At 51.6% G+C, this 19960-nt stretch carries 14 protein-coding genes; all 14 read left to right on the forward strand.

Features of this window, described 5'->3' with window-relative positions; all coding sequences use genetic code 11:
* Positions 1 to 11: 11 nt before the first annotated feature.
* Positions 12 to 866, forward strand: coding sequence for a sialate O-acetylesterase (locus BM202_RS05935; RefSeq protein WP_093823993.1), 855 nt, complete (start codon positions 12 to 14; stop codon positions 864 to 866).
* A 12-nt stretch (positions 867 to 878) separates the two neighbouring features.
* Complete coding sequence (locus BM202_RS05940) at positions 879 to 1832, forward strand: alpha/beta hydrolase (RefSeq protein WP_093823995.1); 954 nt, start codon at positions 879 to 881, stop codon at positions 1830 to 1832.
* 8 nt (positions 1833 to 1840) lie between these two features.
* Positions 1841 to 3943 (forward strand): alpha-L-fucosidase, encoded by a 2103-nt coding sequence (locus BM202_RS05945; RefSeq protein ID WP_093823997.1) that lies wholly within the window; start codon positions 1841 to 1843, stop codon positions 3941 to 3943.
* Positions 3944 to 4057: 114 nt separating this feature from the next.
* Complete coding sequence (locus BM202_RS05950; RefSeq protein ID WP_093823999.1) at positions 4058 to 5215, forward strand: alpha/beta hydrolase; 1158 nt, start codon at positions 4058 to 4060, stop codon at positions 5213 to 5215.
* A gap of 12 nt (positions 5216 to 5227) precedes the next feature.
* On the forward strand, positions 5228 to 6307 hold the full coding sequence (locus BM202_RS05955; RefSeq protein WP_093824001.1) for an esterase: 1080 nt from the start codon (positions 5228 to 5230) through the stop codon (positions 6305 to 6307).
* 106 nt (positions 6308 to 6413) lie between these two features.
* Entirely contained in the window at positions 6414 to 7529 is a 1116-nt protein-coding gene (locus BM202_RS05960) for an alpha/beta hydrolase-fold protein (RefSeq protein ID WP_093824003.1), read from the forward strand.
* 87 nt (positions 7530 to 7616) lie between these two features.
* Positions 7617 to 8843, forward strand: a complete 1227-nt coding sequence (locus tag BM202_RS05965) for a family 8 glycosyl hydrolase (protein ID WP_245776539.1) — start codon at positions 7617 to 7619, stop codon at positions 8841 to 8843.
* Between the two features lie 28 nt (positions 8844 to 8871).
* Positions 8872 to 10011, forward strand: coding sequence for an alpha/beta hydrolase-fold protein (locus BM202_RS05970; protein ID WP_093824007.1), 1140 nt, complete (start codon positions 8872 to 8874; stop codon positions 10009 to 10011).
* Between the two features lie 45 nt (positions 10012 to 10056).
* Complete coding sequence (locus BM202_RS05975; protein ID WP_093824009.1) at positions 10057 to 11979, forward strand: alpha/beta hydrolase-fold protein; 1923 nt, start codon at positions 10057 to 10059, stop codon at positions 11977 to 11979.
* 101 nt (positions 11980 to 12080) lie between these two features.
* A complete protein-coding gene (locus BM202_RS05980) occupies positions 12081 to 13193 on the forward strand; it encodes an endo-1,4-beta-xylanase (protein ID WP_093824011.1) in 1113 nt (370 codons plus the stop codon).
* Positions 13194 to 13286: 93 nt separating this feature from the next.
* Complete coding sequence (locus tag BM202_RS05985) at positions 13287 to 14339, forward strand: glycoside hydrolase family 43 protein (RefSeq protein WP_093824013.1); 1053 nt, start codon at positions 13287 to 13289, stop codon at positions 14337 to 14339.
* Between the two features lie 25 nt (positions 14340 to 14364).
* Positions 14365 to 15426: an endo-1,4-beta-xylanase gene (locus tag BM202_RS05990; protein ID WP_093824015.1), complete on the forward strand. Its 1062-nt coding sequence runs from the start codon at positions 14365 to 14367 to the stop codon at positions 15424 to 15426.
* Positions 15427 to 15476: 50 nt separating this feature from the next.
* On the forward strand, positions 15477 to 17963 hold the full coding sequence (locus BM202_RS05995; protein ID WP_093824017.1) for a glycosyl hydrolase 115 family protein: 2487 nt from the start codon (positions 15477 to 15479) through the stop codon (positions 17961 to 17963).
* Positions 17964 to 17987: 24 nt separating this feature from the next.
* Entirely contained in the window at positions 17988 to 19937 is a 1950-nt protein-coding gene (locus tag BM202_RS06000; protein ID WP_093824019.1) for a sialate O-acetylesterase, read from the forward strand.
* Positions 19938 to 19960: the final 23 nt, after the last annotated feature.

Consider the following 19960-nt stretch of genomic DNA (forward strand, 5'->3'; position numbering starts at 1 on the left):
CACCAACTTCAATGAACATTCACATAAAGGTTTTTTCCATCGCGTATCTGCTCCTGTTGAGCTTAAGTGCCTTTTCTCAGGACAAGAACTTCCACATTTACCTCTGTTTCGGGCAATCCAATATGGAGGGAAACGCCAAAATAGAACCGCAGGATACGGTTAATATAAACCCCCGTTTTCAGGTGATGGAGGCTGTAGACTGCCCCGATCTGAATCGAAAAATGGGCCAATGGTACACGGCCATTCCACCCTTGTGCCGTTGTAAAACGGGGCTAACTCCCGCTGATTATTTTGGTCGTGAACTGGTGGCCAATCTTCCCGAAAAAGTCCGGGTGGGCGTGATCAACGTGTCCATTGGTGGCTGTAAAATCGAGCTATTCGACAATGACCACTACGAGTCGTACGTCACGACGGTGCCGGGCTGGATGAAAAATTTCATTAGCCAATACAACGGAAACCCATATGCCCGGCTGGTCGAGATGGCGAAACTGGCACAGAAAGATGGTGTTATCAAAGGCATTCTGCTGCATCAGGGCGAGTCGAATACCAACGATACGCTGTGGACCCAAAAGGTGAAGGTGGTGTACGACAACCTGATGCACGACCTGAATCTGAAACCCAGAAAAGTGCCGTTGCTGGCGGGCGAAACGGTTAACGCCGATCAGGGTGGCATCTGCGCGAGTATGAACAAAATCATTGCTACGTTACCACAAACGATCAAAAATGCGCACGTAATTTCATCGGCAGGCTGCACCGACTCGGCCGATAATCTACACTTCAATGCCGCCGGTTACCGGGAGTTAGGCAAACGGTATGCTACGCAAATGCTGTCATTGCTGGGGCATAAACCGATGGCGACAAATTAAAGGCATACCACTATGAAGCGTTTTAGTTTGTCGATTTCGTCTGATAGCGCCCGGTTGAAAGGCGTAAAAATAACAACCAAAACACTGTTACTGGGTCTATTATGGCTTGCCTCGTACGCCACCCAGGCGCAGGAAATCATTCCGTTATACGCCGGCCCGGTTCCCAATTCAAAAGCATCGGATGTGCAGGAAACGGGGGCAGAATCGGGTGTGTTGAAGGGCACAACAAAACCCACGCTGGAATATTTCAAACCCGCCACTGGCAAGGCGTCTGGGGCAGCTGTGATCATCATTCCCGGTGGTGGCTACGGCGTAGTAGTGTACCAGGGCGAGGGCATCAATATAGCTAAGGCAATGGCGGAAAAAGGCGTCGCTGCTTTTGTGTTGAAATATCGTTTGCCCAGTGACGCGATCATGCCTGATAAGAAAATCGGCCCATTGCAGGATGCGCAGCAGGCCATCAAACTGGTGCGCGAGAATGCTGCTAAATGGGGCATCGACGCTAGTAAAGTAGGCATTATGGGCTTCTCGGCGGGTGGACATCTAGCCTCAACGGCAGCTACGCACTTTGAGAAAGCGTACGTCGATAACACCAGCAACACCAGTCTGCGGCCCGATTTCCAGATCCTGATTTACCCGGTGATCAGCATGCAGGATAGCCTGACGCATGGCGGCTCACGCGATAACCTATTAGGCAAAAACCCGTCGCGCCAGGACATCGATCTATTTTCCAACGAGCTACAGGTACAAGCCAACACGCCCCCGACCTACCTAACCCACGCGGCCGACGACAAGCTGGTCGATGTCGATAACAGTATCGTGTTTTTTGAGAAGCTCCGACGTCAGAAAGTACCTGTCGAGATGCACATCTACCCAAAAGGCGACCACGGTTTTATTTTCCGGCATCCCGGCTGGATTGACCCACTGTTTGCCTGGATGAAAGCGAATAACTGGCTCACTAAATAAGCCTACTTATGCCAAAGACCTTACTCTTTCGATCGGCCTTTTTTCTACTGACAAGTCTTGCCGGATTTGCTCAGCCAACACCGCCCCAACCCGTTGGCCCGCTGCCCAGCGAGAACCAGTTGCGATGGCAAAAAATGGAATATTATGCCTTCATCCATTTTTCGATCAACACCTATACCGACATGGCCTGGGGACTGGGCAACGAAGACCCGAAGCTGTTTAATCCCACCAAAATGGATTGTCGGCAATGGGCGCGGATTTGTAAGGAGGCTGGGATGAAAGGCATCATTTTTACGGCTAAACACCATAGTGGTTTCTGCCTCTGGCCCTCGAAATACACCGACTACTCCGTAAAAAATGTGCCCTGGCGCAATGGGAAAGCCGACATCGTGCGCGAATTGGCTGATGCCTGCAAAGAATATGGCCTGAAATTCGGCGTGTACCTGTCGCCATGGGACCGGAACCATGCCGACTACGGAAAGCCTGAATACATCACCTATTTCCGCAACCAGTTAACGGAACTGCTGACCAACTACGGTGACATTTTTGAGATCTGGTTCGATGGGGCTAACGGTGGTTCGGGCTATTATGGCGGGGCTAATGAAACTCGTAAAATTGACTCAAAAACGTATTACGACTGGCTCGATACCTATAAACTCGTGCGGAAACTCCAACCCAACATCGTCATCTGGAACGACGGTGGCGACCGGGCCGACCTGCGCTGGGTGGGTACCGAAGCCGGGTACGTGGGCGAAACCAACTGGAGTTTGTTGAATGCAACGGGCGATGTGGCGGAGGAGCAATTGCGCCACGGCGTCGAAAACGGCAATGCCTGGGTTCCCGGTGAAGTAAACACGTCCATCCGGCCCGAATGGTTTTACCACGAGCGGGAGGACAGAAAAGTAAAAACGTTACCTCAACTGATGGATATTTATTACAATTCCATTGGTCGGAACGCTACGCTGCTGCTCAATTTTCCGATCATGCCGAATGGCCTGATTAACGAGTTAGATGAAAAGGCCGTACAGGCCTTTGCCAACGCGACGAAAGAAGCATTTGCCGTGAATCTGGCTAGAAATGCGAAAGCGACGGCTCCGCAGGTACGCAGTAAAAGCGCAGCGTATGATGCCGGTAAAGCCATTGATGCCGACCTGGACAGTTACTGGGCTACGGATGATAACATTCGGAACGCATCACTGACGCTTCAATTTGCTAAACCCACGGCGTTCAATCGATTTCTGGTACAGGAACCCATTCGGTTAGGGCAGCGGGTCAAATCGTTCACGGTTGAGGCTTTGGTCGATGGAAACTGGAAAGAGATCGCCAAAGAAACGACCATTGGCTACAAGCGCATTCTCCGGTTCCCAACCGTCGAAGCCACGCAACTGCGCCTGACGATTCTGGACGCCAAAGGCAGCCCGTTGATCTCGAATCTGGAAGTGTACAAAGCTCCCCTGATCTTAACGCCCCCGATCGTCACCCGCAATCAGGCCGGGGATATTCAAATCAAACCGGGTGATGCCGAATCGGAGGTATACTACACCCTCGACGGGAGTATGCCAACGGCATCATCCAGTAAGTATACGGCTCCCGTAAAAACCAACAACGGCAAAGTTGACTTAAAGGCGATTGCCTGTAATCCGTTTACGAAGCAAAGTAGCGTGGTCAGTGAAGAAAAATTCGACATTGCCCGTAGCAACTGGAAAGTTGTGAGTACCGATGCGAAGTCGGCCTATCAGGCGCTGGATGGAAATCCGGGTACGTCATGGCACCAACCCAAAAGCCAGCGGCAGGCGTCCCTGACGATGCCCGCCGACCTGGTCATCGATTTGGGTAAGGAAGAAACATTGGTCGGATTCCGGTACTTACCCGCCCAGAACTGGTGGGAAGAGGCCAGTATCATTACTCACTATCAGTTTGAAGTTTCCGCCGATAACGCCAACTGGAAACGGGTCAGCGAAGGCGAGTTTTCGAATATCAAAAACAGTCCGGTCTGGCAAACCAAATCGTTTGAGCCAACCAAAGCCCGATACATCAAACTCAGCGCCCTGAAAAACACGCAGGAGGGTTCTGCATCTGGCTACGCGGAAATTGACATCGTTACCCAGTGAGCCTCTTTACCCCCAACCCCCTGAAGGGGGCTTTGCTCACATTTGGACTAAGCCCCTTCAGGGGGTTGGGGGTAAAGAGGCTTAAAAATGAACCACTTAAACCTTTTAAAGTCAATGAAAATAATATTTAAACTTTTACTATTCGCTGGCTTATTAGCCCTGTCGAATATAGTTTGGGCCCAGCCGCCACGCGGCCCGCTGGTGGTGTCGCCCCAGGTAAACGCCGACAAGACCGTTACGTTCCGGTATCAGGCTCCGCAGGCTAAAGCGGTGGAATTGAGCGCGCAATTTGAGAAAGCGCCCGTACCCATGACCAGAGATGCGCAGGGTATCTGGAGCGTTACGGTCGGCCCGGTCAAACCGGACATTTACCCCTACAACTTTCGCGTTGATGGTATATCCGTCATGGACCCGGCCAACGTAGCATTCTTCCCCAACGAGCGGTTCAAAGCCAGCCTTGTCGACGTACCCGGTGACGCGCCCTTCGTCCATGCCATGAAGGACGTACCCCACGGGTCGATCAGCTACGAATATTACCCGTCGATGGAAGGGACAACGGGCTCGGTGGTCGTGTATACACCACCGGGTTACGACCAGTCGCCGTCGAAGAAGTACCCCGTTTATTACCTGATCAGCGGTACAACGGATACGGAAGAGACCTTCTTTAAAGTTGGCAAAACCAACCTGATTCTGGATAATCTACTGGCCGAAGGCAAGGTTAAGCCGATGATCATTGTGATGCCTTACGGCAACATTGCGGCCCGTGTAGCCGAGCAAAAAGGGGGGACCAAACCCGCCGACCCGACCGTTCGGGACGGAGCCGATGCGGTGAAACGGGCCAACGATTTTACAACCGATCTGGTGAGCAACGTCATTCCGTACGTCGAGAAGAACTACCGGGCTATTCCCAACCGGGAGAACCGGGCTATTGGCGGATTTTCGCGCGGGGGCGGGCAAACGCTCCGGGCAGCATTCAGCAACATGGACAAGTTTGCGTACGTGTGCGCCTACAGCTCGTACCTGTCGCCCCAGGAGATGGATGGCAACTTCAGTCAGATTTTGACTAAACCCGACCAGACCAACAAACAACTGAAACTGCTCTGGGTGAGCGTCGGCAGTGATGATTTTCTCTACAAAGGCACGGTGGAGTTTATGGACTATCTAAAGGCCAAAAAGGTGAATTACAAAAGCCTGATTACCGACGGGGGCCATACCTGGATGAACGTGAAAACGTACGTTGCCGCTACCACGCCACTGCTGTTCCAACCATAAACCCAACCGACCATGAAACGTATTCTATCTATTCTGCTGGCTGTTGTCGTTTCGGGCGTTACGGGTGCAGCCCAGCAACGCCCGCCCGCCATCAGTTCGCCCGATGTTCATCCCGACCACAGCATCACGTTCCGGTACTTCTCCCGCAACGCGAAAAGGGTGATGGTTTCCGGCGAGTTTCTAAAGGTGCCGGTCGCCATGACCAAAGACACGTCGGGCATCTGGAGCGTGACAGTGCCCCCGGTTAAGCCCGACATCTATCCGTATAGCTTTATGGTCGATAGTGTGTCAATCGCCGACCCGAGTAACACGTACATCTTCGCCAACGAACGCTTCAAACGCAGCATCGTCGATGTACCCGGCGATCAGCCGCTGGTGCATTCGCTCCAGAACGTACCCCACGGCAAGATCAGCTACCGGTATTACAAGTCAGGTTCGTTAGGCACGACGCGGCAATTGCTGGTGTACACGCCACCGGGTTTCAACCCCAACGGCAAAACGAAATACCCGGTGCTGTACCTGATTCACGGCGGCTCCGACACCGAAGAAACCTGGACGAAAGTGGGCCGCGCCAACCTGATTGCCGACAACCTGATCGCGCAGGGGAAAGCCAAACCGATGCTGATTGTGATGCCCTATGGTAATGTTCGCCCCGCTCCCATGCCCGATTTTACTAAAGATATGGTGAACGACATTGTCCCGTTTGTGGAGGCTAATTACCCGGTCATCGCCGACAGCAAAGGCCGGGCCGTAGCGGGTTTTTCGGTGGGTGGCGGGCAAACGCTCAACATCGGCCTGACCAATCCCGATAAGTTTGCTTATGTGTGCTCCTATGCGCCCTACACGGCCACCGACGAGTTTAAAGCGAACTTCGCCAACTGGTCGCCTAATGTGGAGCAGATGAACAAGCAGTTGAAGCTATTCACCGTCAGCGTCGGTACGGAAGACTTTCTGTACGAGCCGGTGAAGCAGAACATTGCGATGTTTACCGAGAAGAAAATCAACGTCAAACCGCTCATTGTGCCGGGCGGACATACCTGGATGAACTGCAAACTATACCTGGCCAATACGTTGCCACAGCTTTTTAAATAGAACCCTGAGCCCTTATCCCCAACCGTATCCTCGGTCTGTGTCCTCACAGACCGAGAATATGATGTATTCAACCCGTTTGAATTTCCTAACATAACTCAATAATTAGATGATTACTAGAACTTTAGCTGCCTTCGTGGTAGCCACGATGATCAGCGTAAGCAGTTATTCGCAAACAGCTACGGCGTTTGCGGAAGATTTCAAACCCTCCTCATTGAATCAGCCGGGGCAGGAATACCCGCAGGTAAACTCGCAGGGCTACGCCCGATTCCGGATCAATGCACCCAAAGCCGATAGTGTCAGGGTAAGTTTGGGACTGGGTGGCCGGGGAGGTACCATTCTTACCAAGGGAGCCGATGGTTTCTGGACCGGTACTACGGCGGGGCCAATGGACGAAGGGTTTCATTATTACAACGTAACGATCGACGGTGGTAAATTCAACGACCCCGGTGCCAAGAATTACTACGGGTCCGTCCGCTGGGAAAGTGGCATCGAAATACCGGCCCACGATCAGGAGTTCTATACCTTAAAAGACGTACCCCACGGCCATGTGCAGCAGGTGCTGTTCCCCTCGAAAAGCACGGGTACACCACGTCGGGCGTTTGTGTATACGCCCCCGGGTTATGAGAAAGACAAGTCGAAAAAGTACCCGGTTCTATACCTGCAACACGGTTGGGGCGAAGACGAAACGGCCTGGAGTAATCAGGGGCACGCCAACCTGATCATGGATAACCTGATTGCCGAAGGAAAAACCAAGCCGTTCATCATCGTGATGACCTACGGCATGACCAACGAAGTGAAGTTTGGTAAGATAAGGGAGTTCAAGATCGACCCTTTTCAGACGGTGCTGACCGATGAGTTGATTCCCTATGTGGATGCCAACTTTCGCACGATGGCTAACCGTGACAATCGGGCGATGGCAGGCCTCTCGATGGGCGGTATGGAAACCAAAATGATTACCCTCAACAAGCCTGAGGTGTTTGGTTACTACGGCCTGCTGAGCGGTGGGGTCTACGCGCCGGAAGACCTCAACGGCAAGGCAAAACCAAAGCTTGTGTTCATTAGCTGCGGAAGCAAAGAACGGCCCGATGGTGTGAAGAAGTCGGCCACCGACCTGAAAGGGGCCGGTTACAATGCCGTCTCCTATGTGTCGGAAAACACAGCACACGAATTCCTGACGTGGCGTCGGAGTCTGCACGAGATGGCTCCGTTGCTATTTAAGTAATAGGCTAGAAAAATGAGAAAGAGATTGATACACAGCATGTTGTTGGGAAGTCGCTGGTTGCTGCCCTTGCTTACAGGTATTTGTTTGATGACCGCCCAAGGAGTTTTGGCTCAGAAAAAGAAGAGCCAGACAACTACAGCGTCTCCATCCCCCAACTATCGGAACCTATTCCGCGAAGCGGGCTACAAACAGGCCGACATCGACGCGAAATTGGCGAAAGCGTACCACGACGTGTTTGAAGGGCCGAACAAAGTCTATTTTGAAGTGGGCGATACGATGGCGTATGTGTCGGACGTAAAGAACAAAGACGCCCGGACTGAGGGTCTTTCGTATGGCATGATGGTGGCCGTTCAACTCGATAAAAAAGACGTGTTCGACCGCATCTGGCGGTGGTCTAAAAAGTATTTGCAGCATCAGAGCGGACCACGGGAAGCGTATTTCGCCTGGAGCATCAATCCGCAAACGATGAAGAAAAATTCGGAAGGATCGGCTTCGGATGGCGAGTTGTATTACGTCACCAGTCTGTTGTTTGCGGCCAATAAATGGGGCAACAATACGGGCATCAATTATTACGGCGAAGCCCGCCGGATTCTGGATGCGATGTGGAAGAAAGACGGTACCGGTAACATCTACAACCTCATCAACACCGATGCCAAACAGATTTCGTTTGTTCCGGAAGGCAACAACTACAAATGGACCGACCCCTCGTATCACCTGCCCGCTTTTTACGATGCCTGGGTGCTGTATGCCAAAGACGGTCACGAAGCATTTTATAAGGAGTGCGCCGATACGTCGCGGGTGTTTCTGCACCGGGCCTGTCACCCGGTAACGGGCCTCAATGCCGACTATACCGAGTTCAGCGGCAAACCGCACGATACCCGCTGGTCGCCCTCGGCGTTTCGCTACGATTCGTGGCGGGTGCCGATGAACATCGCCATGGATTACACCTGGTCGGGCAAGGACAAAGCCTGGCAGGAAGACTACGCCAAACGATTCCAGGGTTTCCTGCGCTCGAAAGGCATGGACACCTACGAGGACCAGTTTAACCTTGATGGCTCACGGCCCGAATTTATTCTTCAGGCCGGACCGGTGAAAAAACTCCGGCACTCGATTGGGCTGGTCTCAACGGCCGCTACGCTGTCGCTGATCAACAAGGAAAAGAACAGCCTCGATTTTGTGCATGTTTTGTGGAATGCCAAACTGGAACCCTTCGAGGATGGCTATTTCGACCCGTACTACGATGGGCTGCTGTATGTGTTCAGCTTGATGCACTTGAGTGGTAAATACCAGATGATTAAGCTACAATCGAAATAAATCCCTCAGTAATTCCTAAGCCTTTACCATGAAACCATTAATCGCATTACTCATCGGGGCAATAACCCTGACGGTGCCAGCCCTGGCTCAAACCACTGGCGTACCGGCCTCGACAAACATTCCGGGGCAGAAATACCCGCAGATACTGCCTGATAATCGGGTGGTGTTTCGCGTGAAAGCCCCGGACGCACGCAAGATGCAAATTGACCTGATGAAAAAGTACGACATGGTGAAAGATACCAGCGGCTTCTGGACGGTCACGACGGAGCCCGTCGGTGAGGGCTTTCATTATTACTCGCTCATTGCCGATGGCATGGCCATTTGTGACCCGGCGAGTCAGACGTTTTACGGTATGGGGCGCATGGCCAGCGGGATCGATATTCCGGACAAGGACATGGAGTATTATCAGCCCAAAAACGTGCCGCATGGTCAGGTACGTTCCGTCAATTATTATTCCGACATGACTAAAGCCTGGCGCCGGGCCAATGTATACACGCCCCCCGGCTACGACGAAAATCCGAAGAAACGCTACCCCGTATTGTACCTGCAACACGGCTCGGGCGAAGACGAAACCGGCTGGCCAACGCAGGGTAAGATGGATATGATTCTCGACAACCTGATCGCCGAAGGCAAAGCAACGCCGATGATCGTGGTAATGGAACGCGGCTACGCCACCGACCCTACCAAACCCGTCAGCGCAACTGGCGGCATGTCCGCCAACGTGTTTCCTGAGCTACTGGTAAAAGAGGTTATTCCAATGATCGACAAATCATTCCGGACGCTGACCGATCGCGACAACCGGGCGATGGCGGGGCTGTCGATGGGCGGTTTTCAGACCTTCCAGACCACGATGACCAACCTCGACAAGTTTGCCTACATCGGTGGGTTCAGCGGAGCGGGGCGTTTGCAACCCGGTACCGACATCAAAGAGCTTTACGACGGTGCCTGGGCCGACCCCGACGCGTTCAACAAGAAGATGAAACTAGTGTATGTGAGCATCGGCACCAAAGAACCGGAGCGGATGTACACCGGCGTGAAAGGCTTCCATGAAGGGCTTGAGAAAGCGGGCATCAGGCACGTGTATTACGAGTCGCCGGGTACGTTGCACGAGTGGCAAACCTGGCGTCGCTCGCTCCGGCAGTATGCGGGCTTGATCTTTAAGAAATAAACCCACGATTGACGGCCCGCTGGGCCGTCAGCCAGCATTAAAACTATGAAACGACTCCTTATACTAGCGATGGCTCTCGGCATTTTTTGCAGTAGCAGCTACGCGCAGAAAATTGAGAAAGAAGCCCCGAAAGGCTTCGATCAGGTACGTTCGGGCATTGCCACCGGTAAGCTCGACTCGGTTGCGTATCCGTCGAAGACGGTTGGTACCACCCGGAAAGCGTTGATTTATACCCCGCCCGGTTATTCGAAAAAGAAAAAATATCCCGTTCTGTATCTGCTTCACGGCATTGGGGGCGATGAAAAAGAATGGCTGAACGGCGGCCAACCACAGGTCATGCTGGATAATCTGTACGCCGAAAATAAACTGGAACCGATGATTGTGGTGATGCCCAACGGCCGCGCCATGAAAGACGACCGGGCCATCGGCAACGTATTTGAGAAGGACAAAGTCGAAGCCTTTGCTACGTTCGAGAAAGACCTGCTGAATGACCTGATTCCGTTTGTCGAAAAGAAGTACCCAACGCTGACCGACCGCGAGCACCGCGCCATTGCCGGCCTGTCGATGGGGGGCGGTCAGTCGCTTAATTTTGGGTTAGGGAATCTGGACAAATTCGCCTGGGTGGGTGGTTTCTCGTCGGCCCCGAATACTAGAACCCCGCAGGAACTAGTGCCTAACCCCGCCGATGCCAAAAAGCAACTGAAACTGCTCTGGATTTCGTGCGGTGACGCCGACGGTTTGATATCGTTCAGCAAACGTACCCACGACTATCTTTACCAGAACGACGTGCCGCACATCTATTACGTAGAGCCGGGCGGGCACGATTTTAAGGTCTGGAAAAACGGATTGTACATGTTCTCGCAGTTCCTGTTCAAGCCCGTCGATGTGGCGTCGCTGACGAAATACAGCATTCTGGGAACACCCGCTTCGACCAACATCCGTAACGCGAAGTACCCGCAAATTCTGCCCGACAACCGCGTTGTATTTCGCGTAAAAGCCCCCGAAGCGCAGAAAGTGCAGGTAGATTTGGGAAAGAAGTACGACATGGTGAAAGACACGGCCGGTTTCTGGACTGCCACCACCGATTCCATCAGCCGGGGCTTTCATTATTACTCCCTGCTAATTGACGGGGTAGCCATTGCCGATCCGGCCAGCGAATCGTTTTACGGTATGAGCCGCATGGCCAGCGGGATTGAAATTCCGGATAAAAACGGGGCCTTTTACGCGATAAAGGACGTGCCTCACGGCGATATACGTATCAAACGCTACCTCTCAAAGGCTACCAATAGCTGGCGCGAAATGTACGTCTACACGCCACCCGGCTATGAAAAATTGACCGACAAGTACCCGGTGCTGTACCTGTTACACGGTGGGGGCGAAGATCAGCGCGGCTGGTCGACGCAGGGCAAAACGGACATGATTCTGGATAACCTGATCGCCGAGGGTAAAGCCAAACCCATGATCATTGCCATGCTCGACGGAAACGTAAGCGCCGGTGGACTGGCGGGTTTCAACGAGAACGTACTGAAGGCGTTTGAGAACGAGTTAAAGCTGGGGGCTATTCCCTTCGTGGAAAGTAATTTCCGGGTCGAGACCGACGCGAAACATCGGGCACTCGCAGGCCTGTCGATGGGTGGGTTGCAGACACTATACGCGGGTATCAAAAACAACAACATGTTCTCGTCGCTGGGCGTGTTTAGCTCGGGCTGGTTCGCCAACAATCCCGCGCTGACCGACCCGCAGTATGCGTTTATGAAGACCAACGCGGCTGCCATCAATACCAACCTGAAACCGCTGTGGATTTCGATGGGTGGCAAGGAAGATATCGCGTATCAGAACTGCCAGGTGATGATGAAAAAGTTCGATGAGATGGGTGTCAAGTACCAGTACAGCGAATATGCCGGTGGGCACACATGGCCCGTCTGGCGGCACGATTTGTTCCAGTATTCGCAGGAGATTTTTAAGTAAATTAACTACCCCACCCCAACCCCTCCCCTTTTTTTAGGGGAGGGGTTGGGGTGGGGTAAATACGCAACCAAGATTCACTCAACTCAAAAATCACATAGCGTATGCTTCTGAAAAAATACATTCTTACCACTGGTGCAGCTGCACTGGTCCTATCAAGCCTGTCCCTGCCGAATGCCGCTTCAGCCCAAAAAATACCATCGTTGAAAGACACCTTCAAAAAGGATTTCGGCATTGGAACAGCGATGAACAACGCCCAAATCGACGAACGGGACCCGGCCACGACAGCCTTTATTGCAAGCCAGTTCAACATGGCCACGCCCGAAAATATCATGAAATCGGCACTGATCCATCCAAAGTGGGACACGTATAATTTCGAGATGGCCGATAAACTGATTGTCTTTGGGAAGAAGCACAATATCAAGATCAACGGCCATACGCTGATCTGGCATAGTCAGTTACCATCATTCATTCGGGGGATTAAGAATGCCGATTCGATTCGAACGTTCTTTACCGATCACATCAAAACAGTTGCCGGGCGTTACGATGGAAAGGTGCTTTCGTGGGACGTTGTCAATGAAGCGCTCAACGAAGACGGAACAATGCGGAAATCCGTATTTCTGCAATACCTGGGTGATGACTTCGTAACGGAAGCGTTCCGTCTGGCCCAGCAGGCGGCTCCCAAAACGGAGTTGTACTACAATGACTATAACAATGAACAGCCCGCCAAACGCGCTGGCTGTATGGCGCTGATCAAAAAGATAAAGGCTGCCGGGGTACGTATCGATGGCGTTGGTATTCAGGGCCACTGGCACGTGGGCAAAGTGCCGTTTAAAGACATTGAAGAAAGCATCCTTCAATATGCCGCATTGGGGGTCAAAGTCATGTTTACCGAACTGGACATTGAAGTACTGCCCCGAAACTTTCAGGGTGCCGATGTGGGCCAACGAATGACCGCTAATGCCCAATCGAATCCCTACCCTGAAGCCTTACCCGACAGTGTTCAAAATCAACTGGCTGCCGATTATGAGAATCTGTTCAGGCTGTTTTTGAAACACAAAGATAAAGTCACCCGTGTCACGTTCTGGGGTGTTAACGATGCCGACAGCTGGCTAAACAACTGGCCCATTCGCGGTCGTACCAGTTACCCGCTGCTATTTGACCGTAAGAATCAGCCCAAGCCCGCTTTTGAGAAGGTGATTGCGTTAAAAAATTAATTTTCAGTGAGTTATGTTTGTTTAAATTGTTTTTCTATTCCATTTCTTTTCAACTAATACTCAGTCAAGCCTGAGTTAACGTAACGAAATCTGATGAAACGCCTATACACAACAGTAGTCCTGACAGCCTTAACCGGTTGCTCGCTGACCACCCTTGCGCAAACCAGCGGTGGTAAAACACCGATTTCACAGCCCTTGGTATCGCATATCTACACGGCTGACCCATCGGCTCATGTATTCAACGGTAAAATTTATATTTACCCTTCGCACGACATTGATGCGAAGGACGTCAAAGAGGATGATGAAGGCGGGCATTTTGCCATGCGCGACTACCACGTATTGTCGATGGATAAGATTGGTGGCCCCGTCAAAGACAACGGCGTAGCCCTCGACCTGAAAGATATTCCCTGGGCGGGTCGTCAGCTGTGGGCACCCGATGCTACGGTCAAAAATGGTATATATTACCTTTATTTTCCGGTTAAAGACAAGCAGGATATTTTTCGCATCGGTGTAGCGACCAGCAAAAGTCCGACTGGACCGTTTAAGGCCGAACCGGAGCCAATAAAGGGTAGCTACAGTATCGACCCCACCGTCTTCCAGGATACTGATGGCAAGGCGTATCTGTACTTTGGCGGCATTTGGGGCGGGCAGTTGCAGCGCTGGAGTGGTAATCAGTACGACCCGAAAGGCGCGTTGAAACAGAAAGATGAGGTCGCGTACCTACCCCGCATTGCCCGGTTGAGCGCCGACATGAAATCCTTCGACGAGCCGGTTCGGGAGGTGCAGATTCTGGATGCGAACGGAAAACCGTTTCTGGAAAAGGACAACGACAAACGGTTTTTCGAAGCAGCCTGGCTCCACAAGTACAACGGCAAGTACTACTTCTCCTATTCGACGGGTGACACGCATAACCTTTGTTATGCCATCGGCGACAATCCGTACGGTCCATTTACCTATAAAGGCGTAGTGCTGAAACCCGTTCTTGGATGGACGAATCACCACTCTATCGTGCAAGTGGGAGGCAAGTGGTATTTATTTTACCACGATGTGCAGCTTTCCGGAAAGACCCACCTCCGTAATGTAAAAGTGACCGAGCTGACCTACAATCCAGACGGTACGATTAAGACCATTGATGCCTACAAGTAGTAAGCCTTTCAACTCATTTTGACCTATGCGTAAACTAAGCTGCTTCGCCCTGATTACCCTGACAATCGCCTTCGTAGCACCCGAAAAAGGGCTGAAAGATTATTACAAAAATTACTTTCCCATTGGCGTGGCTGTCAACCCGCGCATGGTGCAGTCCGGCCCGGATGCTGAGTTGATCAAAGTCCAATTCAACAGCATGACGCCCGAAAATGCGATGAAAATGGGACCCATTCATCCGGAAGAGAACCGCTATAACTGGAAAGATGCCGACGCCATCGCCGAATTTGCCCAGCAGAACAACATCAAACTGCGGGGCCATACGCTCTGCTGGCACAACCAGACACCCCGTTGGTTTTTTACCGATTCCACGGGTAAAACCGTGAGCCGGGAGGTGTTGCTAGCCCGCCTGAAACGGCACATCACCGACGTAATGGGCCGGTACAAGGGCAAAATTTATGCCTGGGACGTAGTGAACGAAGCTGTTCCCGATACCGGAACAAGCCTGTACCGTCAATCGAAATTTTACGAAATTATCGGCGAAGACTACATTGAAAAAGCGTTTCAGTACGCTCATGAAGCCGACCCGTCCGCGCAATTGTTCTACAACGATTACAACACGGAAACAGCTTCCAAGCGGGACCGGATTTATCAGGTGCTGAAGAAGTTAAAGGACAAAAAGGTGCCTATCAATGGCGTAGGCTTACAGGCGCACTGGTCCATCTACGAGCCTACCAAACAGGAACTGGAGGAATCCATCAACAAATTTGCCAGCCTGGGTCTAAAGATTCAGTTTACGGAAGTTGATGTATCGGTGTATCCTAAAGAACACGAACGCCGGGCTCGTCGCGATACAGACAAAAGCGAATTTACACCCGCGATGAACGACCAGCAGGCAGCCCATTACAAAATGCTGTTCGAGGTATTCCGCAAGCACCGCGACAAGATCACCGGCGTTACGTTCTGGAACCTCAGCGACAAGTACTCTTGGCTGGATAATTTTCCGGTTCCGGGTCGGAAAGATTATCCATTGCTGTTCGACCAGAACGGCCAGCCCAAGAAGGCGTATGAGAGTGTAGTGAAGTTCTAAGCAGAAATCATGTCAACAAAACAGTTTAGCAGCACAACGTCAACGAAAAAATGAAAGTAAATCTGATTGCTGGCTTACTAACGCTTTGGTTTTCAGTAACTGGATGGGCGCAACACATCACCAGTGACAAATCTTCCTTTGCCGTTACTGAGGCTGCGATTTACGTCGATAACAGCGAACCTGAACTTGTAAAAACAGCCGCAACGCTTCTCCAGCAGGACATTCAACGGGTTACCGGGAAAGAGATACCCATCGTTACGGACGTTAATCAAGTGCGCAAAAACGTGATTGCTATCGGAACGATTCAGCAGTCTTCTTTCCTGAAACAACTGGCTTCGCAGAACAAAATCAGTACGAAGGCTATCAACGGAAAATGGGAAGCGTCGCTGACACAAATGATTCGTAATCCTGCTCAGGGCATAGCCCAGGCCTTGATCGTGGTGGGTAACGACCGGCGGGGTGCGGCTTATGGCGTGTTCGAACTATCGAAACAATTCGGCGTTTCGCCCTGGTATTGGTGGGCCGACGTACCCGTTGTGAAGCGAGACGAGATTTACATTAAGAGCGATGTTCGCGTAACGGATGCACCGAACGTTAAATACCGGGGCTTATTCATTAACGATGAAGCCCCGGCGCTCTCCGGCTGGACTAAAGAAAAATTCGGTGGATTCAACCACAAATTCTACGAGAAGTTTTTCGAGCTGATACTTCGGCTGAAAGGCAATTACATCTGGCCCGCCATGTGGGGTAATGCTTTTTACGCGGACGATTCGCTGAACATCAAAGTTGCTGATACATACGGCGTTGTTATTGGTACCTCGCACCATGAGCCGCTGATGCGAGCGCATGATGAATGGCGCAGAACGGGGGGAGGGCAATGGAATTATGAAACCAACAAAGAAAAGCTGCAACAGTTCTGGCGGGATGGCATCAAACGGGCTACCAATGAAAAGATCGTAAGTGTAGGTATGCGGGGCGATGGCGATGCGCCCATGTCGAGGGAAACCGCTACGGCCTTGCTGGAACGTATCGTGGCCGATCAACGGAAAATTATCAGCGATGCAACGGGTAAACCGGCGGCCGAAACCCCGCAGCTATGGGCGTTGTACAAAGAGGTTCAGGATTACTACGACAAAGGGATGCGGGTGCCGGACGACGTGACCCTGCTGCTTTCCGACGACAACTGGGGGAACCTCCGTAAACTACCCCGGCTGGATGAAAAGCCTCGCAAAGGTGGGTATGGCATCTATTACCACTTCGATTACGTCGGCGGTCCCCGTAACTACAAATGGCTGAACACCAACCCGCTGCCCCGAATTTGGGAGCAGATGCACTTAGCCTGGGAATATAAGGTTCGGGATATCTGGATTGTGAATGTCGGCGACATCAAGCCCATGGAATTCCCAATTTCCTTCTTTCTGGACTATGCCTGGAATCCGGAAAAAATCGACGCTGATGAGTTGATGGCTTACACGGAAAACTGGGCAACAGACCAGTTCGGGAAACAATACGCCAAAGACATTGCTTTCTTGCTGGCGAAATATGGAAAGTATAATGCCCGCCGAAAGCCGGAACTGCTCGATGCCAACACGTACAGCCTGCCCACTGGCGAATGGAAAACCGTAGTTGACGAGTGGACGGCGCTGCTGAAAAAAGCGGAGGAAATAAACAACGTATTACCGGCTGCGTATAAAGACGCTTATTTTCAGTTGGTGCTGCATCCGATCAAAGCCTGCGCCAACCTGAATGCGATGTATTACAACGTAGCGCTGAATAAAGACGCTTATCAGCATAAATCGAAAGAAACCAACCAATATGCCGATAAAGTAAAGGAATTATACGCCAGCGATTCGCTGATCACGCTACAATACCATCAACTTAACAACGGTAAGTGGAATCACCTGATGAGCCAGACCCACATTGGCTATACGTACTGGCAACAGCCCGACCGGCAAAAAATGCCAGCCGTACGCTATATCTCGCCTGATTCAGTGGTGGCAGGTAACTCGACTCCCGTTCAGGTTGCGAAACGGGGGATTTCCATTGATGCCGATCAGTACGCCAAAACCGTAAACACCAATGGCGTCACGTGGAAAGTCTTGCCGGATCATGGCCGAACCGGTTCGGCCCTTACGCCTTTTCCGGTGACGGCGGGCGGACAGAAACCCGGTGGTAATTCGCCACACGTACAATACGATGTTGTCATGGATCGGGCGGGAGAGGTTACGATCAATGCCTATTTCTCACCCACATTGAATCTGTTCAGGGATGAAAATGGTTTGCAATACGCCCTGTCGGTGGACGACGAAATGCCACAGATTATCAGCCTCAACAGAGAAGACAAAACCAGCGATAAGGGCATCTGGAATAAATGGGTATCGGAGAATATTATTATCAAAGCCACGACCCATAAAATTGCCAAACCCGGAAAACATACCATAAAATTCTGGATGGTAAATCCCGGCGTTGTGCTGCAAAAGCTGGTCGTGGATTTTGGTGATCTGGAACAGAGCTACCTCGGACCGGAAGTACCGTAAAAAACAATGCAACGAATTAACCATATGCAAGCCAGATTAACCACCATCGTTGGACTGTATCTCGTCAGTTTACTGTTGATAATCACTAGTATAGCGCAGGCTCAAGTTCGTTTGCCCAAATTAATCAGCGATGGTATGGTGCTGCAACGGGATGCTACGCTGAAGATTTGGGGATGGGCAACCCCAGGCGAACGGATCACCATACGGTTCAATAAAAACAACTACAAAACCGTAACCGAGGCCAATGGGCAATGGCAGGTAAAGCTGCCCCCCATGCCCGCAGGTGGCCCCTACAGCATGGACATCGTGGGGAATGCCCAGCTTACTGTAAAGGATATTTTGGTGGGTGATGTCTGGTTTTGCAGCGGCCAAAGCAACATGGTCCACCAGTTAAATATTCATGACGTAACGTATGCCAAAGAAATCAGGGAGGCCGACTTTCCTCAGATCCGGCAGTTCTGGATACCGACCCTGACAAACCTGCAAAGTCCTCAAAGCGATCTGCCGAATGGGCAATGGAAATCGGCTGTTGGTGAAGATGTCCGGCCATTCTCGGCTGTGGCGTATTTCTTCGCCAAAAAATTGTACGATAAATATAAGGTACCCATTGGTATTATCAACGCCAGTGTGGGCGGTACACCCATCGAAGCCTGGACAAGCGAAGAAGGACTCAGGGATTTTTCTGACCTGAATGCGACCATTGAGAAGAACAAAGACACTACGTATATCAATAGTCTGACTCGGAAACCAACCGCACCGATAAACAGACCCGCCCCGCCCGTTGATTTCGGGATGGCGGGTACTGCCAAGTGGTTCGACGTTGCATACGTACCCAAAGGCTGGCGACCGATCAACGTACCCGGCTACTGGGAAGATCAGGGAATTAAAGACCTGAATGGGGTCGTGTGGTACCGAAAAGAGATTGACCTACCTGCTTCGATGACAGGCAAGCCCGCCAGGGTTTTTCTGGGCCGCATTGTCGACGCCGATGAGCTATACATCAATGGTAAATCGGTTGGGAAAACCACCTATATGTATCCGCAACGTCGGTACAACGTTGCGGCTGACGTACTGAAAGCCGGCAAGAATGTTTTTGTGGTACGGGTCACCAATAACGGGGGTAAAGGCGGCTTCGTGCCCGACAAACCCTACTGTATTTTCGCTGACGCCGACACAGTTGATCTGAAAGGCACCTGGCAGTATAAAGTGGGCATTGCCTACCAGCCCTTTGCCGGGGGAAGTCAAGCCGGGGGCATTAATGCCCAGAACCAGCCGACGGCGTTGTATAATGCCATGGTAGCCCCGGAAATCAACTATGCAATCAAAGGTTTTTGCTGGTATCAGGGCGAAAGTAATGCCGGTAAGCCCCAGGAGTACGAAAAATTACAGGTAGCGTTGATCCAGGACTGGCGAAACCACTGGAAACAAGGACCTTTACCGTTTCTGTCTGTCCAGCTTCCGGGCTTTATGGACTATAATTACCAGCCTACGGAAAGCAACTGGGCCGTGCTTCGGGAAGCGCAACGCAAGGCACTGTCGGTTCCCAATACGGCGATGGTCGTAGCCATTGACCTGGGGGAATGGAACGATATTCACCCCGATAACAAAAAAGATGTCGGCGAACGACTGGCTCTGTCGGCTATGAAAACGGCTTACAAAGAAAACCTTGTTTCTTCGGGTCCATTGTACCAATCATCAGCCATCGACGGCAACAAAATCGTGGTTAGCTTTACGAATGTCGGCGGTGGATTGATCACTAAGGATGGGGAAGAGTTGGGCGAGTTTGCCATTGCGGGTGCTGACAAAAAATTCATTTGGGCGAAGGCCAAAATTGAGGGCAATAACGTAGTGGTTTGGAGCGATGAAGTCGCTACTCCCCAATACGTTCGCTACGCCTGGGCCGACAACCCGGTTAATCCCAATCTGTATAATAAAGAAGGATTACCCGCTTCCCCCTTTCGAACCGACCAATAAATCCTTTCCAGTAGTCAGTATCC

The sequence above is a fragment of the Spirosoma endophyticum genome (assembly GCF_900112365.1).
GTDB classification, from domain to species: domain Bacteria; phylum Bacteroidota; class Bacteroidia; order Cytophagales; family Spirosomataceae; genus Spirosoma; species Spirosoma endophyticum.